The sequence below is a fragment of the Arthrobacter sp. SX1312 genome (assembly GCF_002929295.1).
Classification (GTDB): Bacteria; Actinomycetota; Actinomycetes; order Actinomycetales; family Micrococcaceae; genus Arthrobacter_D.
The window spans coordinates 187,181-207,185 of the sequence record NZ_PJIM01000003.1 but is presented as its reverse complement, the minus strand read 5'-3'; the positions used below and the strand labels follow the sequence as shown (position 1 = coordinate 207,185).

General features: G+C 71.4%; 13 protein-coding genes. 11 read left to right on the top strand and 2 right to left on the bottom strand.

Annotation, left to right across the window (positions count from 1 at the left end; genetic code table 11):
* Window positions 1-16: 16 nt before the first annotated feature.
* Window positions 17-1,036: a MoxR family ATPase gene (locus CXQ92_RS14140; RefSeq protein ID WP_104168408.1), complete on the bottom strand. Its 1,020-nt coding sequence runs from the start codon at window positions 1,034-1,036 to the stop codon at window positions 17-19.
* Window positions 1,037-1,223: 187 nt separating this feature from the next.
* Between CXQ92_RS14140 and CXQ92_RS14135 the strand changes: the two genes are divergently transcribed.
* The 8 genes from CXQ92_RS14135 (at window position 1,224) to CXQ92_RS14100 (ending at window position 12,642) form a co-directional block, all read left to right on the top strand.
* Window positions 1,224-2,183, top strand: coding sequence for a TatD family hydrolase (locus CXQ92_RS14135; protein ID WP_104168407.1), 960 nt, complete (start codon window positions 1,224-1,226; stop codon window positions 2,181-2,183).
* Between the two features lie 365 nt (window positions 2,184-2,548).
* Entirely contained in the window at window positions 2,549-3,442 is an 894-nt protein-coding gene (rsmA, locus tag CXQ92_RS14130) for a 16S rRNA (adenine(1518)-N(6)/adenine(1519)-N(6))-dimethyltransferase RsmA (protein WP_104168406.1), read from the top strand.
* Between the two features lie 139 nt (window positions 3,443-3,581).
* Window positions 3,582-4,529 (top strand): 4-(cytidine 5'-diphospho)-2-C-methyl-D-erythritol kinase, encoded by a 948-nt coding sequence (locus CXQ92_RS14125; protein WP_258069959.1) that lies wholly within the window; start codon window positions 3,582-3,584, stop codon window positions 4,527-4,529.
* A 36-nt stretch (window positions 4,530-4,565) separates the two neighbouring features.
* On the top strand, window positions 4,566-6,386 hold the full coding sequence (locus CXQ92_RS14120) for an ABC-F family ATP-binding cassette domain-containing protein (RefSeq protein WP_104168404.1): 1,821 nt from the start codon (window positions 4,566-4,568) through the stop codon (window positions 6,384-6,386).
* A gap of 527 nt (window positions 6,387-6,913) precedes the next feature.
* Entirely contained in the window at window positions 6,914-8,257 is a 1,344-nt protein-coding gene (locus tag CXQ92_RS14115; protein ID WP_258069958.1) for a glycosyltransferase, read from the top strand.
* Window positions 8,254-10,095, top strand: coding sequence for a nitrous oxide reductase family maturation protein NosD (locus tag CXQ92_RS14110; protein ID WP_104168403.1), 1,842 nt, complete (start codon window positions 8,254-8,256; stop codon window positions 10,093-10,095). Before CXQ92_RS14115 ends, CXQ92_RS14110 begins: the two co-directional genes overlap by 4 nt.
* Window positions 10,092-11,177, top strand: coding sequence for a nitrous oxide reductase family maturation protein NosD (locus tag CXQ92_RS14105; RefSeq protein WP_146067477.1), 1,086 nt, complete (start codon window positions 10,092-10,094; stop codon window positions 11,175-11,177). The genes CXQ92_RS14110 and CXQ92_RS14105 overlap by 4 nt, the downstream gene beginning before the upstream one ends.
* Window positions 11,178-11,232: 55 nt before the next feature.
* Complete coding sequence (locus tag CXQ92_RS14100) at window positions 11,233-12,642, top strand: UDP-glucose/GDP-mannose dehydrogenase family protein (RefSeq protein WP_104168402.1); 1,410 nt, start codon at window positions 11,233-11,235, stop codon at window positions 12,640-12,642.
* A 64-nt stretch (window positions 12,643-12,706) separates the two neighbouring features.
* Here CXQ92_RS14100 and CXQ92_RS14095 read toward each other — a convergent pair whose 3' ends face one another.
* Window positions 12,707-14,068, bottom strand: a complete 1,362-nt coding sequence (locus CXQ92_RS14095) for a right-handed parallel beta-helix repeat-containing protein (protein WP_104168401.1) — start codon at window positions 14,066-14,068, stop codon at window positions 12,707-12,709.
* A 275-nt stretch (window positions 14,069-14,343) separates the two neighbouring features.
* Between CXQ92_RS14095 and CXQ92_RS14090 the strand changes: the two genes are divergently transcribed.
* The 3 genes from CXQ92_RS14090 to CXQ92_RS14080 all read left to right on the top strand — a co-directional run bounded on the left by CXQ92_RS14090 (window position 14,344) and on the right by CXQ92_RS14080 (window position 19,950).
* On the top strand, window positions 14,344-16,356 hold the full coding sequence (locus CXQ92_RS14090) for an Hsp70 family protein (protein ID WP_181033676.1): 2,013 nt from the start codon (window positions 14,344-14,346) through the stop codon (window positions 16,354-16,356).
* Window positions 16,353-18,545, top strand: a complete 2,193-nt coding sequence (locus CXQ92_RS14085; protein ID WP_104168399.1) for a LuxR C-terminal-related transcriptional regulator — start codon at window positions 16,353-16,355, stop codon at window positions 18,543-18,545. Before CXQ92_RS14090 ends, CXQ92_RS14085 begins: the two co-directional genes overlap by 4 nt.
* A 115-nt stretch (window positions 18,546-18,660) precedes the next feature.
* Complete coding sequence (locus CXQ92_RS14080) at window positions 18,661-19,950, top strand: IniB N-terminal domain-containing protein (protein WP_104168398.1); 1,290 nt, start codon at window positions 18,661-18,663, stop codon at window positions 19,948-19,950.
* Window positions 19,951-20,005 lie beyond the last annotated feature (55 nt).

Here is a 20,005-nt window from a genome sequence, read left to right as displayed (position 1 = left end):
CCGGAACGGGGGACTGTCATCGCCGGGGCGCCTCCCGGGCCACGGGGACGCGGGAGAGCACGTCCGCCACGATGCTCGACGCCGTCTCCCCGGCGCTCGTGGCCTTGCGGTCGAGCAGCAGCCGGTGGGCGAGGACGGCGTCGGCGATCGCCGCGATGTCATCGGGGAGCACGAAGTCGCGTCCCTCCAGGGCGGCGCCGGCCTTCGCTGCCCGCAGCAACTGCAGCAGCGACCGCGGGCTCGCGCCGAGCCTCAGCCGGGGGTGCTCCCGGGTGGCGCGGCCGATGGCCACGGTGTAGTCCTTCACCGCCGGCGAGACGTACACCCCGCGGACCTGCCGCATCATCCCGGCGATGTCCTCCACGCTCGCCACCGGGCGGATGGCCGCGAGCGGTGACACGGACTGGTGGGTCTCCAGCATGTCGGCCTCCGCGCGCGCGTCGGGGTAGCCCATGGAGATGCGGGCCATGAAGCGGTCGCGCTGCGCCTCGGGGAGGGGGTAGGTACCCTCCATCTCGATCGGGTTCTGCGTCGCGACCACCATGAACGGGTCGCCGAGCAGGTGCGTGTGCCCGTCCACGGTCACCTGGTGCTCCTCCATGCATTCGAGGAGGGAGGACTGCGTCTTGGCGGAGGCGCGGTTGATCTCGTCGCCGATGACGATGTTCGCGAAGACCGGGCCGGGCCGGAACTCGAACCGACGGGAGTCCTGGTTGTAGATGGACACCCCGGTGACGTCCGAGGGCAGCAGGTCCGGGGTGAACTGGATGCGGTTCACGGTGCAGTCGATCGTCCGGGCGAGGGTCTTCGCGAGCAGGGTCTTCCCGACCCCCGGCACGTCCTCGAGGAGCAGGTGGCCCTGGGCCAGGAGGACCGTGAGGGCGAGGCGCGCGGCCTCGGGCTTGCCGTCGATCACCGTCTGGATGGAGTCGAGGATGCGCGCGGCGATGGCGTAGAAGCCCGCGGCGTCCGGGTCCGGCGTCGTCACGAGCCGTGGGTCCGCAGCCACCTCGGCGATGTTGTGCTGGACGTCCATGGCTATCCTCCATGCGTGCGGCTGCCGCGCCGAGCGGCGCCGAAGGGCCGGGATCGCTCGACACGCAGGGAACGGCAGCGGCCGTTCCGGCGCTGGGCAGGACTGGCCGAGCTGAATGATTCAACAGGTTACTAGCTCAACCTGCTTCCCGGGCAAATAGTTCCGTACCACAACTAGGCTGGGCACCATGTGTACCAGCGTGCTGCCCGTCCCCCACCCCTACGCGGTGGGGCAGACGCCGCCCGCCTACCGCGAACCGGAGGAGGCCGGGACGTCCGACGGCGCCGGGGACGGCGCCGCGGCCCGACGCCGCCGCAGGGGTGAGTACCTGCCGCTGCCGGAGCCGCTGCCCGTGCCCGTGATCGACAACCACACGCACTTCGACTTCCGGGAGGGGGCGGTGGAGGTCACCATCGGCGAGGCCCTCGACGCCGCAGCGGCCGCCGGTGTGCGGGGCGCCGTCCAGGTCGGAACGGACCTGGCGTCCTCGCGCTTCACCGCCGCCGTCGTCGAGCAGGACCGGCGGCTCCTCGGGGCGGTCGCCCTGCACCCCAACGAGGCACCCCTGCTGGCCGCCGCGGGGACGCTCGACGACGCCCTCACGGAGATCGAGCAGCTCGCCGCCGGGCCCCGCATCCGCGCGCTCGGCGAGACGGGCCTCGACTACTTCCGCACCGGCGAGGACGGCCGGGGCAGCCAGTTGGCGTCCTTCCGCAGCCACCTCGACATCGCCCGACGGCTGGGCAGGGCGCTGCAGATCCACGACCGCGAGGCGCACGACGACGTCGTGGCGACGCTGCTCTCCGACACCGCGCCGGACCGCGTGGTGCTGCACTGCTTCTCGGGCGACGCCGAGCTCGCCCGGACCTGCAACGAGCACGGCTGGTACATGTCCTTCGCGGGCACCGTGACGTTCAAGAATGCCGCGAACCTGCGCGAGGCCCTCCTCGTGGCCGATCCCGCGCTCGTCCTGACGGAGACGGACGCCCCCTTCCTCACCCCGCATCCCTACCGCGGCCGGCCCAACGCGTCCTACGCCGTGCCGTACACCGTGCGCGCCATGGCGGGAATCCTCGACACCGACCTCGACGCCCTGTGCGCGCGGCTGACGGCGAACACCGAAGCCGTCTACGGCAGCTGGGACTGACCGGGAGCGGGCCGCCCCGTAGCCGAGCGCCGAAAAACGGGTGGTACCCGGACGGCACCCGGGTGTCCGCCCGGACGGCACCCGAGTGTCCGCCCGGACCACTCGGGTGGTCGGCACGCGTGCCCGGCCCCGGGCGCCTCCGTAGTGTTCAGCGGGAGGCAGAGCTGCCCGCCGCGTCGCACCGGCGCAGGTGATGCCTTCCCGCCGCCCTTCTCTTGAGACCGGAAGCCGGCGGCAGACCGGTGGTCTCCCTCCCCAGCCGGGAGATCGCCCAGCGGGTCGGCGGCGCCCGGAGCCCTTCTTGAGACCAGGGGTTCCACCAGGCGTCGCCGACTCCGGCACACCCGGACCGATACGATGGCAGGGTGACCACGTCCCCCGCCGCCGGCCCGCCGGCACCCCTCCTCGGAGCAGCGGACATCCGCCGCCTGGCAGCAGAGGTGGACATCCGCCCCACCAAGACCCTCGGCCAGAACTTCGTGATCGACGGCAACACCATCCGCAGGATCGTCGCCGCTGCGAACCTCGGCCCCGCCGAGATCGTGCTCGAGGTGGGCCCGGGCCTCGGGTCCCTCACCCTCGGCCTGCTCGACGCCGCGGAGCGCGTCGTCGCCGTCGAGATCGATCCCGTCCTCGCCGGGAAGCTGCCGGACACCATCGCCCAGTGGCGGCCCGACCGGGCGGCGGCCCTCGACGTCGTCCTCGAGGACGCCCTGCGCGTGACCTCCCTGCCGTACGCCCCGACCTCCCTCGTGGCCAATCTGCCCTACAACGTCGCCGTCCCCGTGGTCCTGAACCTGCTCGAGCGCTTCCCGTCCCTCCGCCACGGCCTCGTCATGGTGCAGGACGAGGTGGCGGACCGGCTGGCCGCGCCTCCCGGGTCGAAGACCTACGGCGTCCCGTCCGTGAAGGCCGCCTGGTACTCGAGCATGGCCAAGGCCGGGGTGATCGGCATGAACGTGTTCTGGCCGGCGCCGAAGATCGCCTCGGGCCTCGTCCGCTTCACCCGCCGGGAACCACCCGCGACGACGGCGACACGCGAGCAGGTGTTCGCCGTCATCGATGCCGCCTTCGCCCAGCGCCGCAAGACGCTGCGCGCGGCGCTCGCGGGCTGGGCCGGCAGCCCGGTCCTGGCGGAGCAGGCCCTCCGGGCGGCCGGGGTGGACCCGACCGCCCGCGGCGAGGTCCTCGACATCACGGCGTTCGCGCGCATCGCAGAGGCCCGCGCGGACGCCCCGGGCGCCGCGCCCGCGCACTGACGCCGCGGGCAGGTCACAGGCAGGTCACAGGCAGGCCGCGGGACACGTCGCGGGACAGGTCGCAGGAGAAGTTCCAGGAGGATCCGCGGAAGACGGGTGGGTTAGGTTGGTGGGTATGGCCTCGGGCAGAACAGTCGACATGCGCTCCGGCGCCCGGTCCGTGCGCGTCAGGGCCCCGGGGAAGATCAACGTCTCCCTCGCGGTGGGCCCGCCCCGGGAGGACGGCTACCACGGGATCGCCAGCGTCTTCCTCGCGGTGTCCCTGTACGAGGAGGTCACGGCCACGGAGACGGCCGGCGACGGCATCAGCGTGAGCGTCAACAACGAGGGCACCCTGAACCTCCCCGCCGCGTCCATCCCGCTGGACCGCACCAACCTCGCGGTGCGCGCCGCGGAACTCCTCGCCGAGGTCAGCCCCGGGCGCACCGGCGTGCACCTCGACATCACCAAGCGCGTGCCCATCGCGGGCGGCATGGGCGGCGGTTCGGCGGACGCCGCCGCGGCCCTGCTCGCCTGCGACGCCCTGTGGGGCAGCGGCTTCTCCCGGGACGAGCTGGCGAAGATCGCCGTCGACCTCGGCGCCGACGTGCCGTTCGCGCTCGTCGGCGGGACCGCCGTCGGGCTCGGGGTCGGGGACCGCCTGACCCCGGCCATCTCGAAGACCCCCCTGCACTGGGTGCTCGTGACCTCCGACTACGGCCTCTCCACGCCCGAGGTGTACCGCACGCTGGACAGGATCCGCCTGCGTGAGGGCCTGGCCCCGGATCCGCAGCCGGCCATCGACCCCGCGATCCTCGGGGCCATGCGGGCCGGCGACGCCCTCCGCCTCGCCCCGCTGCTGCACAACGACCTCCAGCGTGCCTCGATCGAGCTCGCCCCGGGGCTGGGCGATATCCTTGAGACGGGGGAGGCCGCTGGTGCGCTCGCCGGGATCGTGTCCGGATCGGGTCCCACCATCGCCTTCCTCACCCAGAGTTCCGGCCACGCGGCCGAACTGGAGTCGCTCCTCGGGGCCGAGGGGCTGCAGGCGATGACCGTCCACGGTCCGGCCCACGGGGCGCGGATCGCCACAGAATCCGCGGCCTGACCGCGCACCACCGTTCCAACCGAAAGCAGTATCTCCTTGGCACACCTTCTCGGCGCCGAAAGCCTCAGCGTCGCCTTCGTCACCCGCACCATCCTGGACAACGTGTCCCTCGGCCTCGAGGCCGGCGACCGCATCGGGGTGGTGGGCCGCAACGGCGACGGCAAGTCCACCCTCATGCGGCTCCTCGCACAGCGCAGCACCCCGGATTCCGGCCGGGTGACCAAGCGGCGTGACGTCTCCGTGGGCTACCTCGACCAGTCGGACGTGCTCGACGGCGACCTCGAGGTGGGGCGCGCGATCGTCGGCGACCAGGCGGACCACGAGTGGGCGTCCAACCCGAAGATCCGCGACGTCATGGGCGGCCTCGTCTCCGAGGTGGACTGGCACGCGAAGGTGTCCTCCCTCTCCGGCGGGCAGAAGCGCCGCGTGGCCCTCGCGAAGCTGCTGATCGCCGACGACGACGTCATCATGCTCGACGAGCCCACCAACCACCTCGACGTCGAGGGTGTCGCCTGGCTGGCGCGGCATCTCCAGCAGCGCTGGCGCCCCACCGAGGGCGGCATGCTCGTGGTCACCCACGACCGCTGGTTCCTGGACGAGGTCTGCAACCACACGTGGGAGGTCCACGACGCCGTCGTGGACGACTTCGACGGCGGCTACGCGGCCTACGTCCTCGCGCGCGCCGAGCGGGACCGCATGGCGTCCGTCGTCGAATCCAAGCGCGTGCAGCTCGTCAAGAAGGAACTCGCCTGGCTGCGCCGCGGCGCCCCCGCCCGCACCGCGAAGCCGAAGTTCCGCATCGAGGCCGCGAACGAGCTCATCGCCGACGTCCCCGAGCCCCGCGACTCCCTGGCCCTCAGCAAGATGGCCATGTCCAGGCTCGGCAAGGACGTCCTGGACCTCGAGGACGTCAGCCTGACGATCGACGACGGCGACGGCGCGGAGCGGACGCTGTTCGACAAGATCACGCTGCGGCTCGCGCCCGGCCAGCGGCTCGGGCTCGTGGGCGTCAACGGGTCCGGCAAGACGACGCTGCTGCGGCTCCTGAACGGCGAGCTGCAGCCCACCGCGGGGAAGCTCAAGCGGGGCAAGACGGTCCAGACCGCCGTGCTCTCGCAGGAGGTCAGGGAGCTCGACGACGTCAGCGACAGCCGCGTCATCGAGGTCATCGAGGCGGAGAAGCGCGTCTTCGCCGTCGGCGGCAAGGAGGTCTCCGCGAGCCAGCTCGTGGAGCAGCTCGGGTTCACCAACGAGAAGCAGTGGACGAGGGTCAGCGAGCTCTCCGGCGGCGAGCGCCGTCGCCTGCAGCTGCTCCGGCTGCTCGTGGGTGAGCCGAACGTACTGATGCTCGACGAGCCGACCAACGACCTCGACACCGACACCCTGTCCGCCATCGAGGACGTCCTCGACGGCTGGCCGGGCACCCTCGTGGTGGTCTCCCACGACCGCTACCTCCTTGAGCGCGTCACCGACACCCAGATGGCGCTGCTCGGCGACGGGAAGCTCCGCGACCTGCCCGGCGGCGTGGACCAGTACCTCGAGCTGCGGAATGCCGCCGGCCCCCTCACGGCCACCGGGAGCGCCGCGTCCCCGGCCGTCAGCGGCGGGTCCGCCGGCAGCACGTCCGAGGCCGAGCTGCGGCAGGCCCGCAAGGACCTGACGCGCATCGAGCGGCAGATCAGCAAGGTGGACGCGCAGAAGGACAAGACCCAGAAGCAGATGAACGACGCCGGCGCACGGCCCGACGCCGACTTCGAGCACATCGCGGGCCTGAACGCCCGGTTGCAGGAGCTGCAGGCGGAGATCGGGGACCTCGAAGTGCAGTGGATGGAAACCGCAGAGATCATCGGCGAATAGTCCAGTACGGGGGTCGGGTTTCATCGCGGTGATGTGCCCCACGTCGCGGAACCCCCGAGGAGCATCCTGGACGAGGCGTACAGGGGCGGCCCTCCAGAAAACAGGTAGTGGCGCGTAACTGCTACGTAACCGCGGCGACGTCGGCCTGCAACACGACGCCCGTGCGACCACGTAGGGCCGTGCGCCCTTTCCCGCCCGTTGTGGCGCCGGGAAGGGCGCACGGCCCTTTTCGATGCGCCGCCACGGCCTCCCGGAACGGCTGGCGGGTGCACCGAGGACGCCTCCGCGGCGCTCACGTAGTCCCTCTCAGCCGAGTAGCTGTGCATCCTGTCACAGGTGGTTGCGCGGAAATAGACAGGTATCCGGCTTCCTTGCGTCCTGCCCTAGGGTCGAATCAGAAGGTGGCTGACGATCGTTCGGCTGCCCCCCGCGCCCGCCGCGCCGCAGCCCGCCTGCAACGCTGCCTGGCGACCAAAGCCCACTGATGTGCATCCCACCCAGTCGCTCCCGCCTGCCCAAGGACTCCTTTGCATCCTCTTCCGCTTGCCGCCACCGCCGGCACATCCCTCGATGTCGGCCTCAGCATCCTCGGCTCCCAGTGGTCGGCCTGGACCTCAGGCCTCGACTGGGCGGGCGCCGGCGCGTTCTGGGCCGAGGTCTCGCCGTACTTCCCCGTGGCCGTCGCGGGCACGATCGTCTGGGCCCTCTGGCTGTACCGGTTCATCCTGTCGCGCCGGGCGAAGCCGATCGTCACCGACCACCGCACCACCACCTCCGTGGTGGTCCCGTCCTTCCACGAGGACCCGGAGATCCTGATGAGCGCGCTCGAGTCCTGGCGAGCCCAGGGCCCGGACGAGATCATCATCGTCCTCGACGTCAAGGACCTCGACGCCTACGCCCGGATCGAGGCCCTCCAGGACCCGACGATCAAGCCGATCCTCTTCCACCACGTGGGCAAGCGGTCCGCGCTCGGCGTGGGGATCCGCCTCGCGCAGTACGAGGTCCTGGTCCTCACCGACTCGGACACCTGGTGGCAGCCCGAGCTGCTGCGCAACGTCCAGATGCCCTTCATCGATCCGCTCGTCGGCGCGGTGGGGACGCACCAGACCGTCTACATGCGGGAGACGAGCGTCTGGCGGCGCGTCGCCGACTGGCTCGTCAACCTGCGCTACCTCGACTACGTGCCGGCGATGGGTGCCGCCGGTGCCGTGCCGTGCATCTCCGGCCGCACCGCGGTGTACCGCCGGTCCGCCGTCCTGCCGGTCCTCGAGCACCTCGAGAACGAGTACTTCCTCGGAAAGCGCTGCATCTCCGGCGACGACGGCCGCCTGACCTGGCTCGTCCTGGCCTCCGGATACAAGACCGTGCACCAGTCCACGGCACGCGCCCTCTCGATGTTCCCGGCGAGCTTCAGCGCCTTCGTCAAGCAGCGCGTGCGGTGGAGCCGCAACTCCTACCGCTGCTACCTCACGGCCATCGGTACCGGCTGGCTCTGGCGTACACCCTTCATCACGAAGGTCACCGTCCTGCAGATCCTGCTCACCCCGGTGACCATGGGCCTGACCATGTTCTACCTCATCTTCAACCGGCTGGACTTCACCGTGCTCGGCATCGCCGCAGCCCTGTGCTGGCTGCTCCTGGGCCGCGGCATCCGCGGGATCTCCCACCTGCGCCGCCATCCGCGGGACATCCTCATCCTCCCGGTGCTCGCCTTCGCGGTGATCCTCGTGGCACTGCCCATCAAGCTGTACGCCTTCGCGACCATGAACAAGCAGGGCTGGCTGACCCGGCACGCGGACCAGATCGGCGGCGACGGCCAGGACGCCGTGAGCCTCGAGACCACGTCCGACACCCGGGAGGCGGTCGCATGACCGGCCGGAAACCGATCCTCCTCGGCCTCCTCGCGCTCCTGGTCGTCGCCCTCGCGGGCGCAGGCTTCCTCGCCGCGGGCAACGTCTGGGACAGATCCGAGGCGGACGCCGTCGGACGCAACGAGATCGCCGCCAACGGCAACGTCCAGGGCGAGCTGTACACGGGGGATCCCCGCAGCGAGGCCCGCATCGTGAAGAGCGAGGAGGAGCGCCTCGTCTATGTGCGCACCATCGCCTCCGCCGCCCGCTGGCGCGTCGACGGGCTCGAGGGCCCGTACCGGCTCAACACCGGGGCCACGAACACGCTCGTCCTCCCGGCACGCACCGAGCCGTACACCACGGCCGATCTCCTCGGGCTCGCCCCGGACACCTTCACCGAGCAGGCGCCGTCCACGTTCCTGCTGACCGAGAACATCGTGGTGCTGCCCGGCGCCACCCTGTCCCTCAGCGGGGACGACGGCGTGACCGTGCGCATGCGCAGCGACGAGGACGCCTTCGTCTCGATCGTCGCCCTCGGCGGCTCGCTCACCATGGCCGGGACCGAGCAGTCCGACGTCACGGTCACGAGCTGGGACGGCACCGGTGCGGACACCGACACCTCCGACGGCCGAGCCTACGTCCGCGCCATCGGCGGGCATGCCTCGTTCTCGTACGCCACGGTGTCCTCGCTGGGCTTCTGGAGCGGGAACACGGGCGGCCTCGCCCTGACCGGCACCGACACGCCCGGGACGTTCCAGGAGGCCCCGGCCGCCGAAGAACCCGTGGCCCCGGCCGGCGCCCGCCTGCTGCCCGAAGCGGACCTGCAGTCGCTCGCCGACCAGACGGAGCTCGACTACAGCGTCGTCACCGCCGGCATCGACCACCTGACCGTCACGGACAACGCGTTCGGGCTCTTCATCACCAATGCCCGCGACGTCGCGATCCGCGACACCGCGATCAGCGGCAGCCTCGTGGACGGACTGGTCCTGCACCGCTCCGTCACGGACGCCACCATCACCGGGACGACGTCCTCGGACAACGCGGTGGACGGCATCGCCGTCGGACGCTCCAGCGCCCGCGTGGAACTGCAGGACATCACCGCGAGCGGCAACGGCCGCAACGGGCTCTCGCTCGACGGCCAGCCGCTCGCGGACGGCCCCAACGCCGTCGGGACCGCCGTGGTCACCTACGGCAGCAACCGCGTGGTCCGGAGCACGGTCGCGGACAACGGCCGCTACGGCATCGAACTCAGCGGCGGCCACAACCTCCGAATCACGGGCAACACCATCCGCGGCAACGAGGTCGGCGTCGTCGTGAACTACGCAGCAGAAGGAGTCGGCATCATCGACAACGAGATCCGCGACCAGCGGCAGCAGGGCATCGCCGTCCGGGACACGGGCGCCCAGGCCGACATCCGCGGCAACACGATCTCCGGCACCCCCACCGGCGTGTACGTCCGCGACGCCTCGGCGGCCGTCACCGGCAACATCCTGAGTTCCATCTCGAGCCACGGCGTGACCCTCGTGGGCAGCCTGCCGGACACCCGGGTCACCGGCAACGACGTCAGCGGGGACGGCACCATCCCGATCTGGGACGAGACCTCCACGGGAGCGCTGGTCGAGGAGAACGACGTCCTCGATTGGCACCCCGCCACCACCGTCCAGAGCGTCGTGAACTCCGTCTTCCAGCCGCTGACCTTCATCTGGCTGCTGCTCGGCGCCCTCCTCGTGGCCACCGCGTTCACCCGCAAGCGGCACCTGCGCGTCCGCACCATCCGCAACCCCTACGAGGTGCGGGTGCCGCTGACGGCGCTCAGCCGCGGAATCGTGCGTATCGACGACCTCCGGGACGCCCGATGACGCGCCGCGGACGGATCGTCGCACTCCTCCTCGCCGTCGTGGCCATCGCGGTGGCCGCCGTCGTCGTGGTCGTCGGCCTGAACCGGGAAGACGGCGACGGCGCGGCGCGGGATCGTCAGGACACCCAGCCCGAGACGCAACCCGAGACGAGCCAGGACGCCGCCCCCGCGCCCGCCCCGGTGGAGACGCCGGCTGAGTGCCCCGAACCGACGGTTCCCGTGGCCAACGCGACCGACCTCGAGAACGCGCTCGACGCCGCGGAGCCGGGGGACGTCATCGCCCTCGCCCCGGGCGTCTACAGGGGCAACTTCACGGCCTCGGCCACCGGGACGGCCGAGCAGCCCATCATGCTCTGCGGTTCCACGGAGAGCATCCTGGACGGCGGTACCACCGAGGACGGCTACATCCTCCACCTGGAGGACTCCGCCCACTGGGTGCTGCAGGGCTTCACGGTCCGCAACGGCCAGAAGGGGGTCATGGTGGACCAGAGCACCGACACCCTGATCACCGGCCTCACCGTCACCACCATCGGCGACGAGGCCATCCACCTGCGGAAGTTCAGCACGGACAACCGCGTCATCGGGAACACCATCAGCGACACCGGCCTGCGCAAGCCCAAGTTCGGCGAGGGCGTCTACATCGGCACGGCCGAGAGCAACTGGTGCGACATCAGCAACTGCGAGCCCGACCGCTCCGACCGCAACGAGGTCGCCGGGAACACCATCTCCGGGACCACCTCGGAGAGCGTCGACATCAAGGAGGGGACCGCCGACGGCGTCCTGCGCGCCAACACCTTCGACGGCTCCGCCCTCGTGGAGGCCGATTCCTGGGTCGACGTGAAGGGCCGCGGCTGGCTGATCGACGGCAACACCGGCGCCAACTCGCCGCAGGACGGCTTCCAGACCCACGAGATCGTGGACGGCTGGGGCACCGAGAATGTCTTCCGCGACAACGAGGCCCAGGTCAACGGACCCGGCCTCGGCTACTCGCTGAAACCCGTGCGCGACAACGTCGTCGAATGCAGCAACACGGCCTCCGACGCCGGAGAAGGCCTGTCGAATGAACCCTGCACCTCCGGCTGACCCACCGACCGCGTTCCCCACCCCAGCTTCTCCCCACTCCAGAAAAGGACCGACCATGAGCTCTTCCCCCGAGAACCACGAGCCCGCACCGCGGGTGACCGTCATCGGCACCGGCTACCTGGGAGCAACCCACGCCGTGTGCATGGCCATCATGGGCTTCGACGTCCTCGGCGTCGACGTGGACCAGCGCAAGATCGACATGCTGACCGCCGGCAAGGTGCCGTTCTTCGAGCCGGGCCTGCCCGAGAAGCTCGAGGAGGCCCTCGCCTCCGGCCGCCTGCGCTTCAGCACGGACTTCGACGAGGCCGCTGCCTTCGGCGACGTGCACTTCATCTGCGTCGGCACCCCCCAGGCCGCCGACTCCGCCGCCGCCGACCTGCGCTACGTGGAGTCCGCGTTCACGGCCCTGGCCACGCGGATCGACCGCAAGGCCCTGCTGGTGGGGAAGTCGACCGTCCCGATCGGCACGGCCGCCCGCATCACGGAGATGGTGCAGTCCATCTCCCCGCTCGGCGCGGAACTGGAGCTCGCCTGGAACCCCGAGTTCCTCCGCGAGGGGTTCGCCGTGCAGGACACCCTGTACCCCGACCGCCTCGTCTTCGGCGTCGAATCCGCGTGGGCCGAGCAGCAGCTCCGCACCGTCTTCAAGCCGATCCTCGACCTCGACACCCCGGTGATCGTCGCCGACCTCGCGACCTCCGAGCTGGTGAAGGTCGCGGCGAACTCATTCCTCGCCACGAAGATCTCGTTCATCAACGCCATGGCGGAGATCTGCGAGGCCACCGGGGCCGACGTCAACCACCTCGCCAAGGCGCTCAGCCTCGACGACCGCATCGGCGGCCGGTTCCTCAAGCCCGGCCTCGGCTTCGGCGGAGGTTGCCTTCCCAAGGACATCCGGGCCTTCAAGTACCGCGCCGAGGAGCTCGGCGTCGGGCAGGCCGTCAGCTTCCTCGGTGAGGTGGACTCGATCAACAACCGCCGCCGTGTGCGGACCGTGGATCTCATCCGCGAGCTGGCAGGCGGCAACCTCGACGGCGTGCGGGTCGCCGCACTGGGTGCCGCGTTCAAGCCCAATTCCGACGACGTCCGTGACGCCCCGGCGCTCGACGTCGCCCGCCTGCTCTACCTCGAGGGTGCGATCGTCAGCGTGTACGACCCGGAGGCGAACGAGAACGCGCACCGTCGCTACCCCGACCTCAACTACGTGGGCTCCATGGCCGAGGCCGTGGACCAGGCCGACGTCGTCGCCCTCCTCACGGAGTGGTCCGAGTTCCGGAACGCGGATCCTGACGCGCTCGGCGCCCTCGTGAACCACCGCCGCATCGTGGACGGGCGCCACGCCCTGGACGCCAACGACTACACGTCGAAGGGCTGGCAGTACCGCGCGCTCGGCCGTCCCGCCCAGGCCGGCACGGTCGCGCTGGCCTCGGACGTCCGCGACGAGACGCCCACGCTCGTCGGCTAGCACGCACGACGGAAGGGGCCGGGTGGGAGCGGACTCCCACCCGGCCCCTTCCGTGTCCGGCGGACTAGCGGCAGGCGATGTTGCTCAGCCCGCGGGCCGCCCCGCTCGGCTCGCACGCGATGACCGTCCTGAGGGCTGCCGACTGCACCCAGACCTCGTACCCCGGGACCCCGCCCTGCACCGTGTTGCCCGCGAAGGAGTTGCCCGTGCCCCACCCGGCGAGGACCGAGTGCACCTGGAAGGCGTCCAGTTTCGTCCCGAAGCCCGTGTTGCCCTCGATCCGGTAGCCGTTGCCCTTGACGTCCACCCAGGAGTCCGCGAAGTTGGCGCCGGATCCACCGGCATTGGTGAACGTGTTGCCGATGATCACCCCGCCCGTGGTGCCCTCCTTCACGTCGATACCCTCCGCGGACGTGTTCGTGATGCGGTTGTTCCTCACCTCGATGCGGTCGGAACGGTCGGCCACGCCCCTGGACCAGTTGCTCCTCGCACTGCCCAGGTAGATGCCTTCGCCGTACCCGGGCTGCTTGAGGCCGGTGTCGTGGATGAAGGAGTTGCGGATGGCGCCGTCGGAGCTCCCGGACCGGAAGTGCACCGCCTCGGCGCCGATGGTGCCCACGTCGACGCCGTCGATGATCGTGTTCCTCGACCCGTCCAGCACGATCCCCTTGGCCGAGGAGGCTACAGCCACCCCCGTGATGCGCCAGTGCGAACCCGTGACGTGCAGGCCGTAACCGGAGGACGTGGACCCGCTGGACAGCACGGCGCCGCGGGAGCCGCGCAGGGTGATCGGGGACGCCGCCGTGCCCGACGCCGACGCCTTGAAGGCTCCGATGTAGCGGCCGTCCCGCAGTTCGATGACCTGCCCGGGCCGTGCGTTCGCGAGGGCGGTCTTGAGCCCGGCTGCCGTCGAGACCTGCACGACGTTCGCGGGTGCGGGCGTCGAGGTCGGCGCCGGCGCCGATATCGGCTTGGGCGTCGGTTTGGGCGTCGGTTTCGAGGTCTGCCTCGGTGCCGGGGCCGGCGCGGGCTTCAGTGCCGGGGTGGCGGCGGGCGCCGGGGCCGCGGGTCGGGGGGTCGCCACGGAGAAGGACACGGTGCTCTCCTGTCGCCCGGCGGGCGATTCCCACCGGACCTCGAGCTTATGCGTTCCGGCCCCGACGGCCACGGGCCACGTGTAGGGAGCGGTGGTGTCCTGGCCGAGGTAGGTTCCGTCCACCTTGAACTTCACCTTCGACCCGGCGGGTGCCTCGACGGAGGCGAGGAAGGCACCGTCGCGCTGGACGGACCCGGCGAGCGCCTGCCCGTCGGCGCGGACGGTCGGGGGAGCAGCGGACGCGGGGGAGGCGATGAGCGAGACGGCGACGACGGCGACGGCGGCGGCTGCCACGCGGCTGCACGCAGGCAGGCTGGAGGAGGAGAACATGTGCTGCTTTCTGGAGAGACCTTCCCGCTGATGCGGGCCAGTTCGTCAGAGGCTAGCCACACTCGCGAGGCGCTCCTAGGAGTCCCGCGCCGGCCTTGCAAGAAACAGTGGAACCTGAGGAAATGCTTGCCGATCCTTGCGTCCGACGGATGCCGGCGGCCAAGTAATGGATTCCCCAAGACGAGTAGCGGGTGCGCGACGTTACTCTCGTCTTGCCGTGTGCCGTCCTGTTAGCTGGGCTCGAGTGGTCAAGGATGAGCACGACATGGGGAGCTATGAGTTACGGTCTCAGCGTCGACGTAGGTACCAGCTACACGGCAGCCGCCACCCTCCGGACGGACGGTGATGGTCCCGGCGTGCCGCAGATCCTCTCCCTCGGCAGCCGCGCGGCGGCCATTCCCACCGTCGTGTTCCTCGGTGCGGACGGCACCCGGCTGGTCGGTGATGCCGCCGAGCGCAGGGGCGCCGCGCAACCCGACCGCGTCGCCCGCGAGTTCAAACGGCGCATGGGTGACGACATCCCCCTCATGGTCGGCGGCGAACAGGTCCTCCCGCAGCAGCTCGTCGCCGCCGTCGTCAGCTGGGTCGTGGGTGTCGCCACCGAGCGGGAGGGCGGAGCGCCCGACGTCGTCACCCTCACGCACCCCGTGGGCTGGGGCGAGCACCGCACCTCCCTGCTGCGACAGGCCCTGGCCGAGGCCGGCATCGGCGACGTCGTCCTGCTGACCGAGCCCGAGGCGGCAGCGCTCTCGTACGCCGCGCGGGAGCAGGTCCCGGCAGGCAGTACCCTCGCCGTCTACGACCTGGGCGGCGGGACCTTCGACGCGACGGTGCTCCGGAAGACCGATGCCGACACGTTCGCGGTCCTCGGCACCCCCCAGGGCCTGGAGCGGCTCGGCGGGGCGGACTTCGACCAGGAGATCTTCGATCACGTCCTCGAGAGCGCAGACGTCCCGCTGGCCGGACCGGAGCACGACCCGGCGGTCCTCGCCGCGCTGACCCGCCTTCGGAAGGAATGCACGGAGGCCAAGGAGGCCCTGTCCTCCGACTCCGAGGCCACCGTGTCCGTGATGATGCCCGGGGCGTATTCGCAGGTCCGCATCGTCCGGTCGGAATTCGAGGCGATGATCGGACCGGCGCTCGGTGACACGCTCACCACCCTCCGCTCCGCTCTCGAGAGTGCGGGGGTGAGGGGGCAGGATCTCACCGCGATCCTGCTGATCGGCGGATCGTCGCGCATCCCGCTGGTAGCCCAGCTGCTGTCCGAGGAGTTCGACCGGCCCCTGGCCATCGACGTCGACCCCAAGGCCTCCGTCGCCCTCGGCGCGTCCTTCGCCACGTCGGCCCTGGACGATGCGCCGGGGGACGGGCCCGCCGCGGCGCCGGGTCACGGGACCGGTGTGCCCCTGGAGGGTGCGGCGGCCCCGACCGTCAACGCGGCCGGCTTCGCACGGCCCGCCCCGCACAGCGCCCCGCTGCCCGCGCACGGGCCGGCAGCCCCGCCACCGACCAGGCGGCTCGGGGTCCGGGTCGCGGCCATCGCCGCGGCCGTGGCGCTGCTGGGGATCGCGACGGCGTCCGCGACGAATTCCCCGAACCCGTTCTCTGCGCTCTCGGCCCTGTCCGGCGACCAGCGGGCCGAGGCCGCCGAAGGATCCGCCCCCACGGCAGAGGCAGGGGGCGTGACCGCCACCCCGGACGGGACGGACGGGGGCGTCGGGCCCCTGCTGGAGCCGGGCGACGCCGGGACCTTCCTGGACAGGACGGAGGCGATGGCGGGAACGGCGCCCGACGGTGCCGGGCAGGCAACCCCGTCGGGTACCGCCACGGAGAAGAGTGCCGGCGCTTCCTCCGACCCGACGAAGCAGGCGACCCCGACACCCGGCACCCCGACGAAGGCCGCGTCGAAGGATCCCAAGCCCGCGGGCGACACGAAGCCCACGCCACCGCGCACCAGCACGCCGTCCCCGTCCGCACCGGAACCCGGCGCCGGCCCGGTCGGCCCGACGCCGCCTGCTCCTTCCCCCTCGCCGACGCCCGCGCCTCCCGTCACCGAGGCGCCCCCGGTGACCCCACCCACCACCCCGCCGGTTCCCGATCCCGTGACGCCGCCGCCGGCCCCGGATCCCACGCAGCCACCGGCGGACCCCGCACCCACCGACCCGCCTCCCGCCGATCCGGACCCCCAGCCCACCACGCCCGAAGCGCCGGCGCCCGCGGATCCGCCTCCCGCCGATCCGCCTCCCGCCGATCCCGCCACGCCGTCGTCCCTCACGTCGGAGTCGTGACCGTGACCGCCCACGACGTGGAGACAGGGACGCCCCCGCTCCACGGCCGGCCGCTGGACGCGGCGACCTACGAGGTGGTCCTCGCGCTGTGCATCGGCTTCTCCATCCCCGGACTCGTCCCTCCGCTGCTGTACAACGAAGGTGTGCCCGCCGAACAGCTGGCCGCCGAGGCGAGGGCCGCCGGCCTCGTGCAGCCCGACGGCCGCCCGACGCCCGAGCTCCGGGCGTCCATGCTGCGCGACGCCGACGCCTACCAGGTGCGCCGGCTGCAGCGCGCCCTCGTGGATCTCTACTGCTCCGAATCGCTCCCCCTCGGCCCCCTTGCGCGCCGGCTCGCCGCGGACGGCCTCGTCGACGACCGCGTCGCCGGGGTGCTGGCCGAGGAGGGCACCGCGCTGCTGGGCACCGATCCCGCAGCGGCCCTCGACCTGCTGGAACGCGCGGTCGCCGCCGGAGCTGACGCCACGGGCACCGGTCCGCGCCGGGCGGAGGCGGCGCTCGGTGCCGGCGACCTCGACGCCGCCTCCCGCATCCTCGACACCTACTTCGGGCACGGGGATGCCGACGCCGAACCGGTCCTCGCCGATGCCGCGCGGGCCGTGCGGGTCGCCTCCGCGCTGTGGGCCCACCGGGGCATGATGTCCCGAGCGGCCGACGTGCACCGCTGGGCGGCGGGAGCAGGATCGACCGGGGTGGATCCCCTCGGGGCGCTGGCACTGCTCGCCACGGGCGATGCGACGGGCGCCCGGGCGATGGTCTCGGGTGGAGGCCCGGCGGCGTCGCCGTCGCTGGCGGACGTCGCGCACCTCCTGCTCGCGGAGGGCGCCCTGCAGTCCCTCGGCCCCGACCCCTCCAGTGCCGTGCCCATCCTCATCCGCTCGTCCGACACCCTCAACGCCACGGGGAGGGTGTCCCCGTCGCCGGAACTGCCCGCCTGCCTCGCGGCGACCGTCGCGCTCCTCGCCGGGAACCACCAGACCGCGCTCGCCGTCATCCAGGCGGCGCTCACGGGCGGGCAGGGCGGCCGGGTGTCGCGCCCCCGGCTCTGCTTCCTGGGCGGCTGGGCCGCCATGCTTCTGGACCAGCCCGCCCTGGCACGGGACTTCTGCGACGAGGCCCGCGCACGGGATCAGCGCCTCACGCCGCGGGACCACCTCCTGCTGCAGGCGCTCGAGGTGGGACTGGCCCGGCGCGCCGGGGACAGTGCGGCACTCGTCCAGGCGTGGCAGCGTGCCCGCGAGGCGCTGCTGCACGTCTCCGTGGATCTCTTCACCCTCCTCCCGTTCACCGAACTCGTCATCGCAGCAGCCCGGCTCCGCGACTCCGACGCGCTCCGCACCCACCTCGACGAGGCATGGGTGCTGCTCTCGCAGCTCGGGGATCCCCCGCTGTGGTCCGTCCCCCTGCACTGGTCCGCCGCCCAGGCCGCGCTCCTGCTCGAACGCCCCGGCGACCTCGCCCCGCATGCCGCGGCGCTGGTCCACCAGCCCTCCGCCTACCCCCTGGCGGCCACTTTCGCGCTCGCCGGCAAGGCCTGGGTCTCCGTCCTCGCCGGACGCTCCGAGACCGGCGCCGTCGAGGCGGCAGCGCAGGGCCTCGCCGCCGCGGGGTTCGCCTGGGAGGGTGCGCGCCTGGCCGGCCACGCAGCGGCACGGGCGGACGACCGCCGGGACATGACACGACTGCTCTCCTGCGCGCGCGACCTACGGCCCGCGCGTGAGCGGATCACGCCTCACGACGTCGGGCCCTCCCCGGCAGCCCCTGTCCCGCCGGGGGACCGGACCCCGAGGCCTGCCCGGACGGCACTCCCGCACGGATCCGCCGGCACCGGTGCCGCGATGCACGGTGCCGCGATGCCGGGGGCCGACGCCGGGACGCGGGGTCCCGCAGCGCGGAGGGCAGGAGAGCCGGCGCTCAGCGGCCGGGAACGGGAGATCGCGCAGCTGGTGCTGCAGGGACGGACCTACCGCGAGATCAGCGAGGAGATCTTCATCTCCCCGCGGACCGTGGAGCACCATGTGGCGCGCATCCGGCGCCGTTTCGGCGCTTCGTCGCGCTCCGACCTGCTGGCACGGCTCCGGGTGTCGCTCGGGACCACCTCCGCGGAGACCTCCACCGCCGCGCACCCACTGCCGGGCCGGGTCCCGAACCCGGTGGGTTCCCCTAACCGGGGCCGGCGGAACCCCTAACGCGCCCCGGGGATCAGGGGTGGAACTACCGATGTCCCGCCCGCCCCCCCGCTCCTACGTTTGACACAAGCCAGCAGAGCCGCCGGCGGATCCGACCTCACCGAAGGAACAGCTCATGACTACTCTCGCTTCAGACCTCCTCGACTTCCTGATGAACCTCTTCAACGACGAGGAAGCGGCCCGCGAATTCATCAGCGACCCCGAAGCCGTCCTGGCCAGCGCAGGCCTCGGCGACGTGTGCAGCGACGACGTCGACGCCGTCCTGCCCGTGGTCCTGGACTACGCCCCGGTCAGCTTCGACCGCACGTACGACACCGGCGGGAACTCCTCCGGCGATGTGAGCCCGGGTGCTCCCGGCCGAGACGGCGACGACGGCAGGGACGGCTGGCCCGGCGACGACGGCAAGGACGGCTGGGACGGTGCTCCCGGACGGGACGGGAAGGACGGCGACGACGGCAAGGACGGCGACGACGGGAAGGACGGTGACGACGGGAAGGACGGTGATCACGGCCACGGCCACGGCCACGGCCACGATCACGATCACGATCACGACGACAGCGATCACGGCCACGCGATCCAGCAGCTGTTGCACATCGTCAACAACTACTCGTACACCACGTCCGTGGATGACCGCGACACCATCACCGACCAGTCCGTGAACCAGAACATCTGGGCCGACGGCGACGTCACCCAGTGGTTCGAGAACGAGGCCATCGTCGCCTCCGGTGACCGGGCGGTCGCGGCGGACGGCGACGCCAAGGTCGACAACTCGGTCGACAACTCGGTCGACAACTCGGTCGACAACTCCGAAGACCACTCCACCAACGTCCACGCCGGCGGCTCCTCGAATGTCGCCATCGGCAACACCAACGACTCCTACAACGACAACTCGGACAACTCGATCGAGGACTCGTACAACGACAACTCGGACAACTCGGACCGCTCCGACAACTCGATCGAGGACTCGTACAACGACAACTCGGACAACTCGGTGGACACCGACATCGACACGGATATCGACGTCGACATCGAGGACTCCCTCAACACCGACAACTCCGACCGCTCGGACAACTCGATCGAGGACTCCTACAACGACAACTCGGACAACACCGACGTCGACGTGAGGATCGAGGACTCGTTCACGGCGGAGGAGACGACGACGATCACGGACAACTCCCTGACGGACTCGTACAACGACAACTCGGACACCACCGAGGTCGACGTGGAGATCGAGGACTCCTTCACGACGGACGAGTCGATCAACACCGACGTCGTGATCGAGGACTCGTTCACCGCGACCGACAACTCGACGGATCAGTTCACGTCCATCGACGACTCCGCGTTCTTCGTCGACAACGAGGTGGATGTCGAGATCGAGTCCGAGATCGAGGATTCCTCGCTCTGACCGCAGCACGACCGAGGCAGGCCCAACGGGGAGCTGTTCCCGTTGGGCCTGCCCG

What these genes read in the sequence shown, in the direction of transcription:
- CXQ92_RS14105 (WP_146067477.1), top strand. Translation starts at nt 10,092, where the DNA reads ATGACGCGCCGCGGACGGATCGTCGCACTCCTCCTCGCCGTCGTGGCC.
- CXQ92_RS14135 (WP_104168407.1), top strand. Translation starts at nt 1,224, where the DNA reads ATGTGTACCAGCGTGCTGCCCGTCCCCCACCCCTACGCGGTGGGGCAG.
- CXQ92_RS14100 (WP_104168402.1), top strand. Translation starts at nt 11,233, where the DNA reads ATGAGCTCTTCCCCCGAGAACCACGAGCCCGCACCGCGGGTGACCGTC.
- CXQ92_RS14090 (WP_181033676.1), top strand. Translation starts at nt 14,344, where the DNA reads ATGAGTTACGGTCTCAGCGTCGACGTAGGTACCAGCTACACGGCAGCC.
- CXQ92_RS14140 (WP_104168408.1), bottom strand. Translation starts at nt 1,036, where the DNA reads ATGGACGTCCAGCACAACATCGCCGAGGTGGCTGCGGACCCACGGCTC.
- CXQ92_RS14110 (WP_104168403.1), top strand. Translation starts at nt 8,254, where the DNA reads ATGACCGGCCGGAAACCGATCCTCCTCGGCCTCCTCGCGCTCCTGGTC.
- CXQ92_RS14095 (WP_104168401.1), bottom strand. Translation starts at nt 14,068, where the DNA reads ATGTTCTCCTCCTCCAGCCTGCCTGCGTGCAGCCGCGTGGCAGCCGCC.
- CXQ92_RS14125 (WP_258069959.1), top strand. Translation starts at nt 3,582, where the DNA reads ATGCGCTCCGGCGCCCGGTCCGTGCGCGTCAGGGCCCCGGGGAAGATC.
- CXQ92_RS14080 (WP_104168398.1), top strand. Translation starts at nt 18,661, where the DNA reads ATGACTACTCTCGCTTCAGACCTCCTCGACTTCCTGATGAACCTCTTC.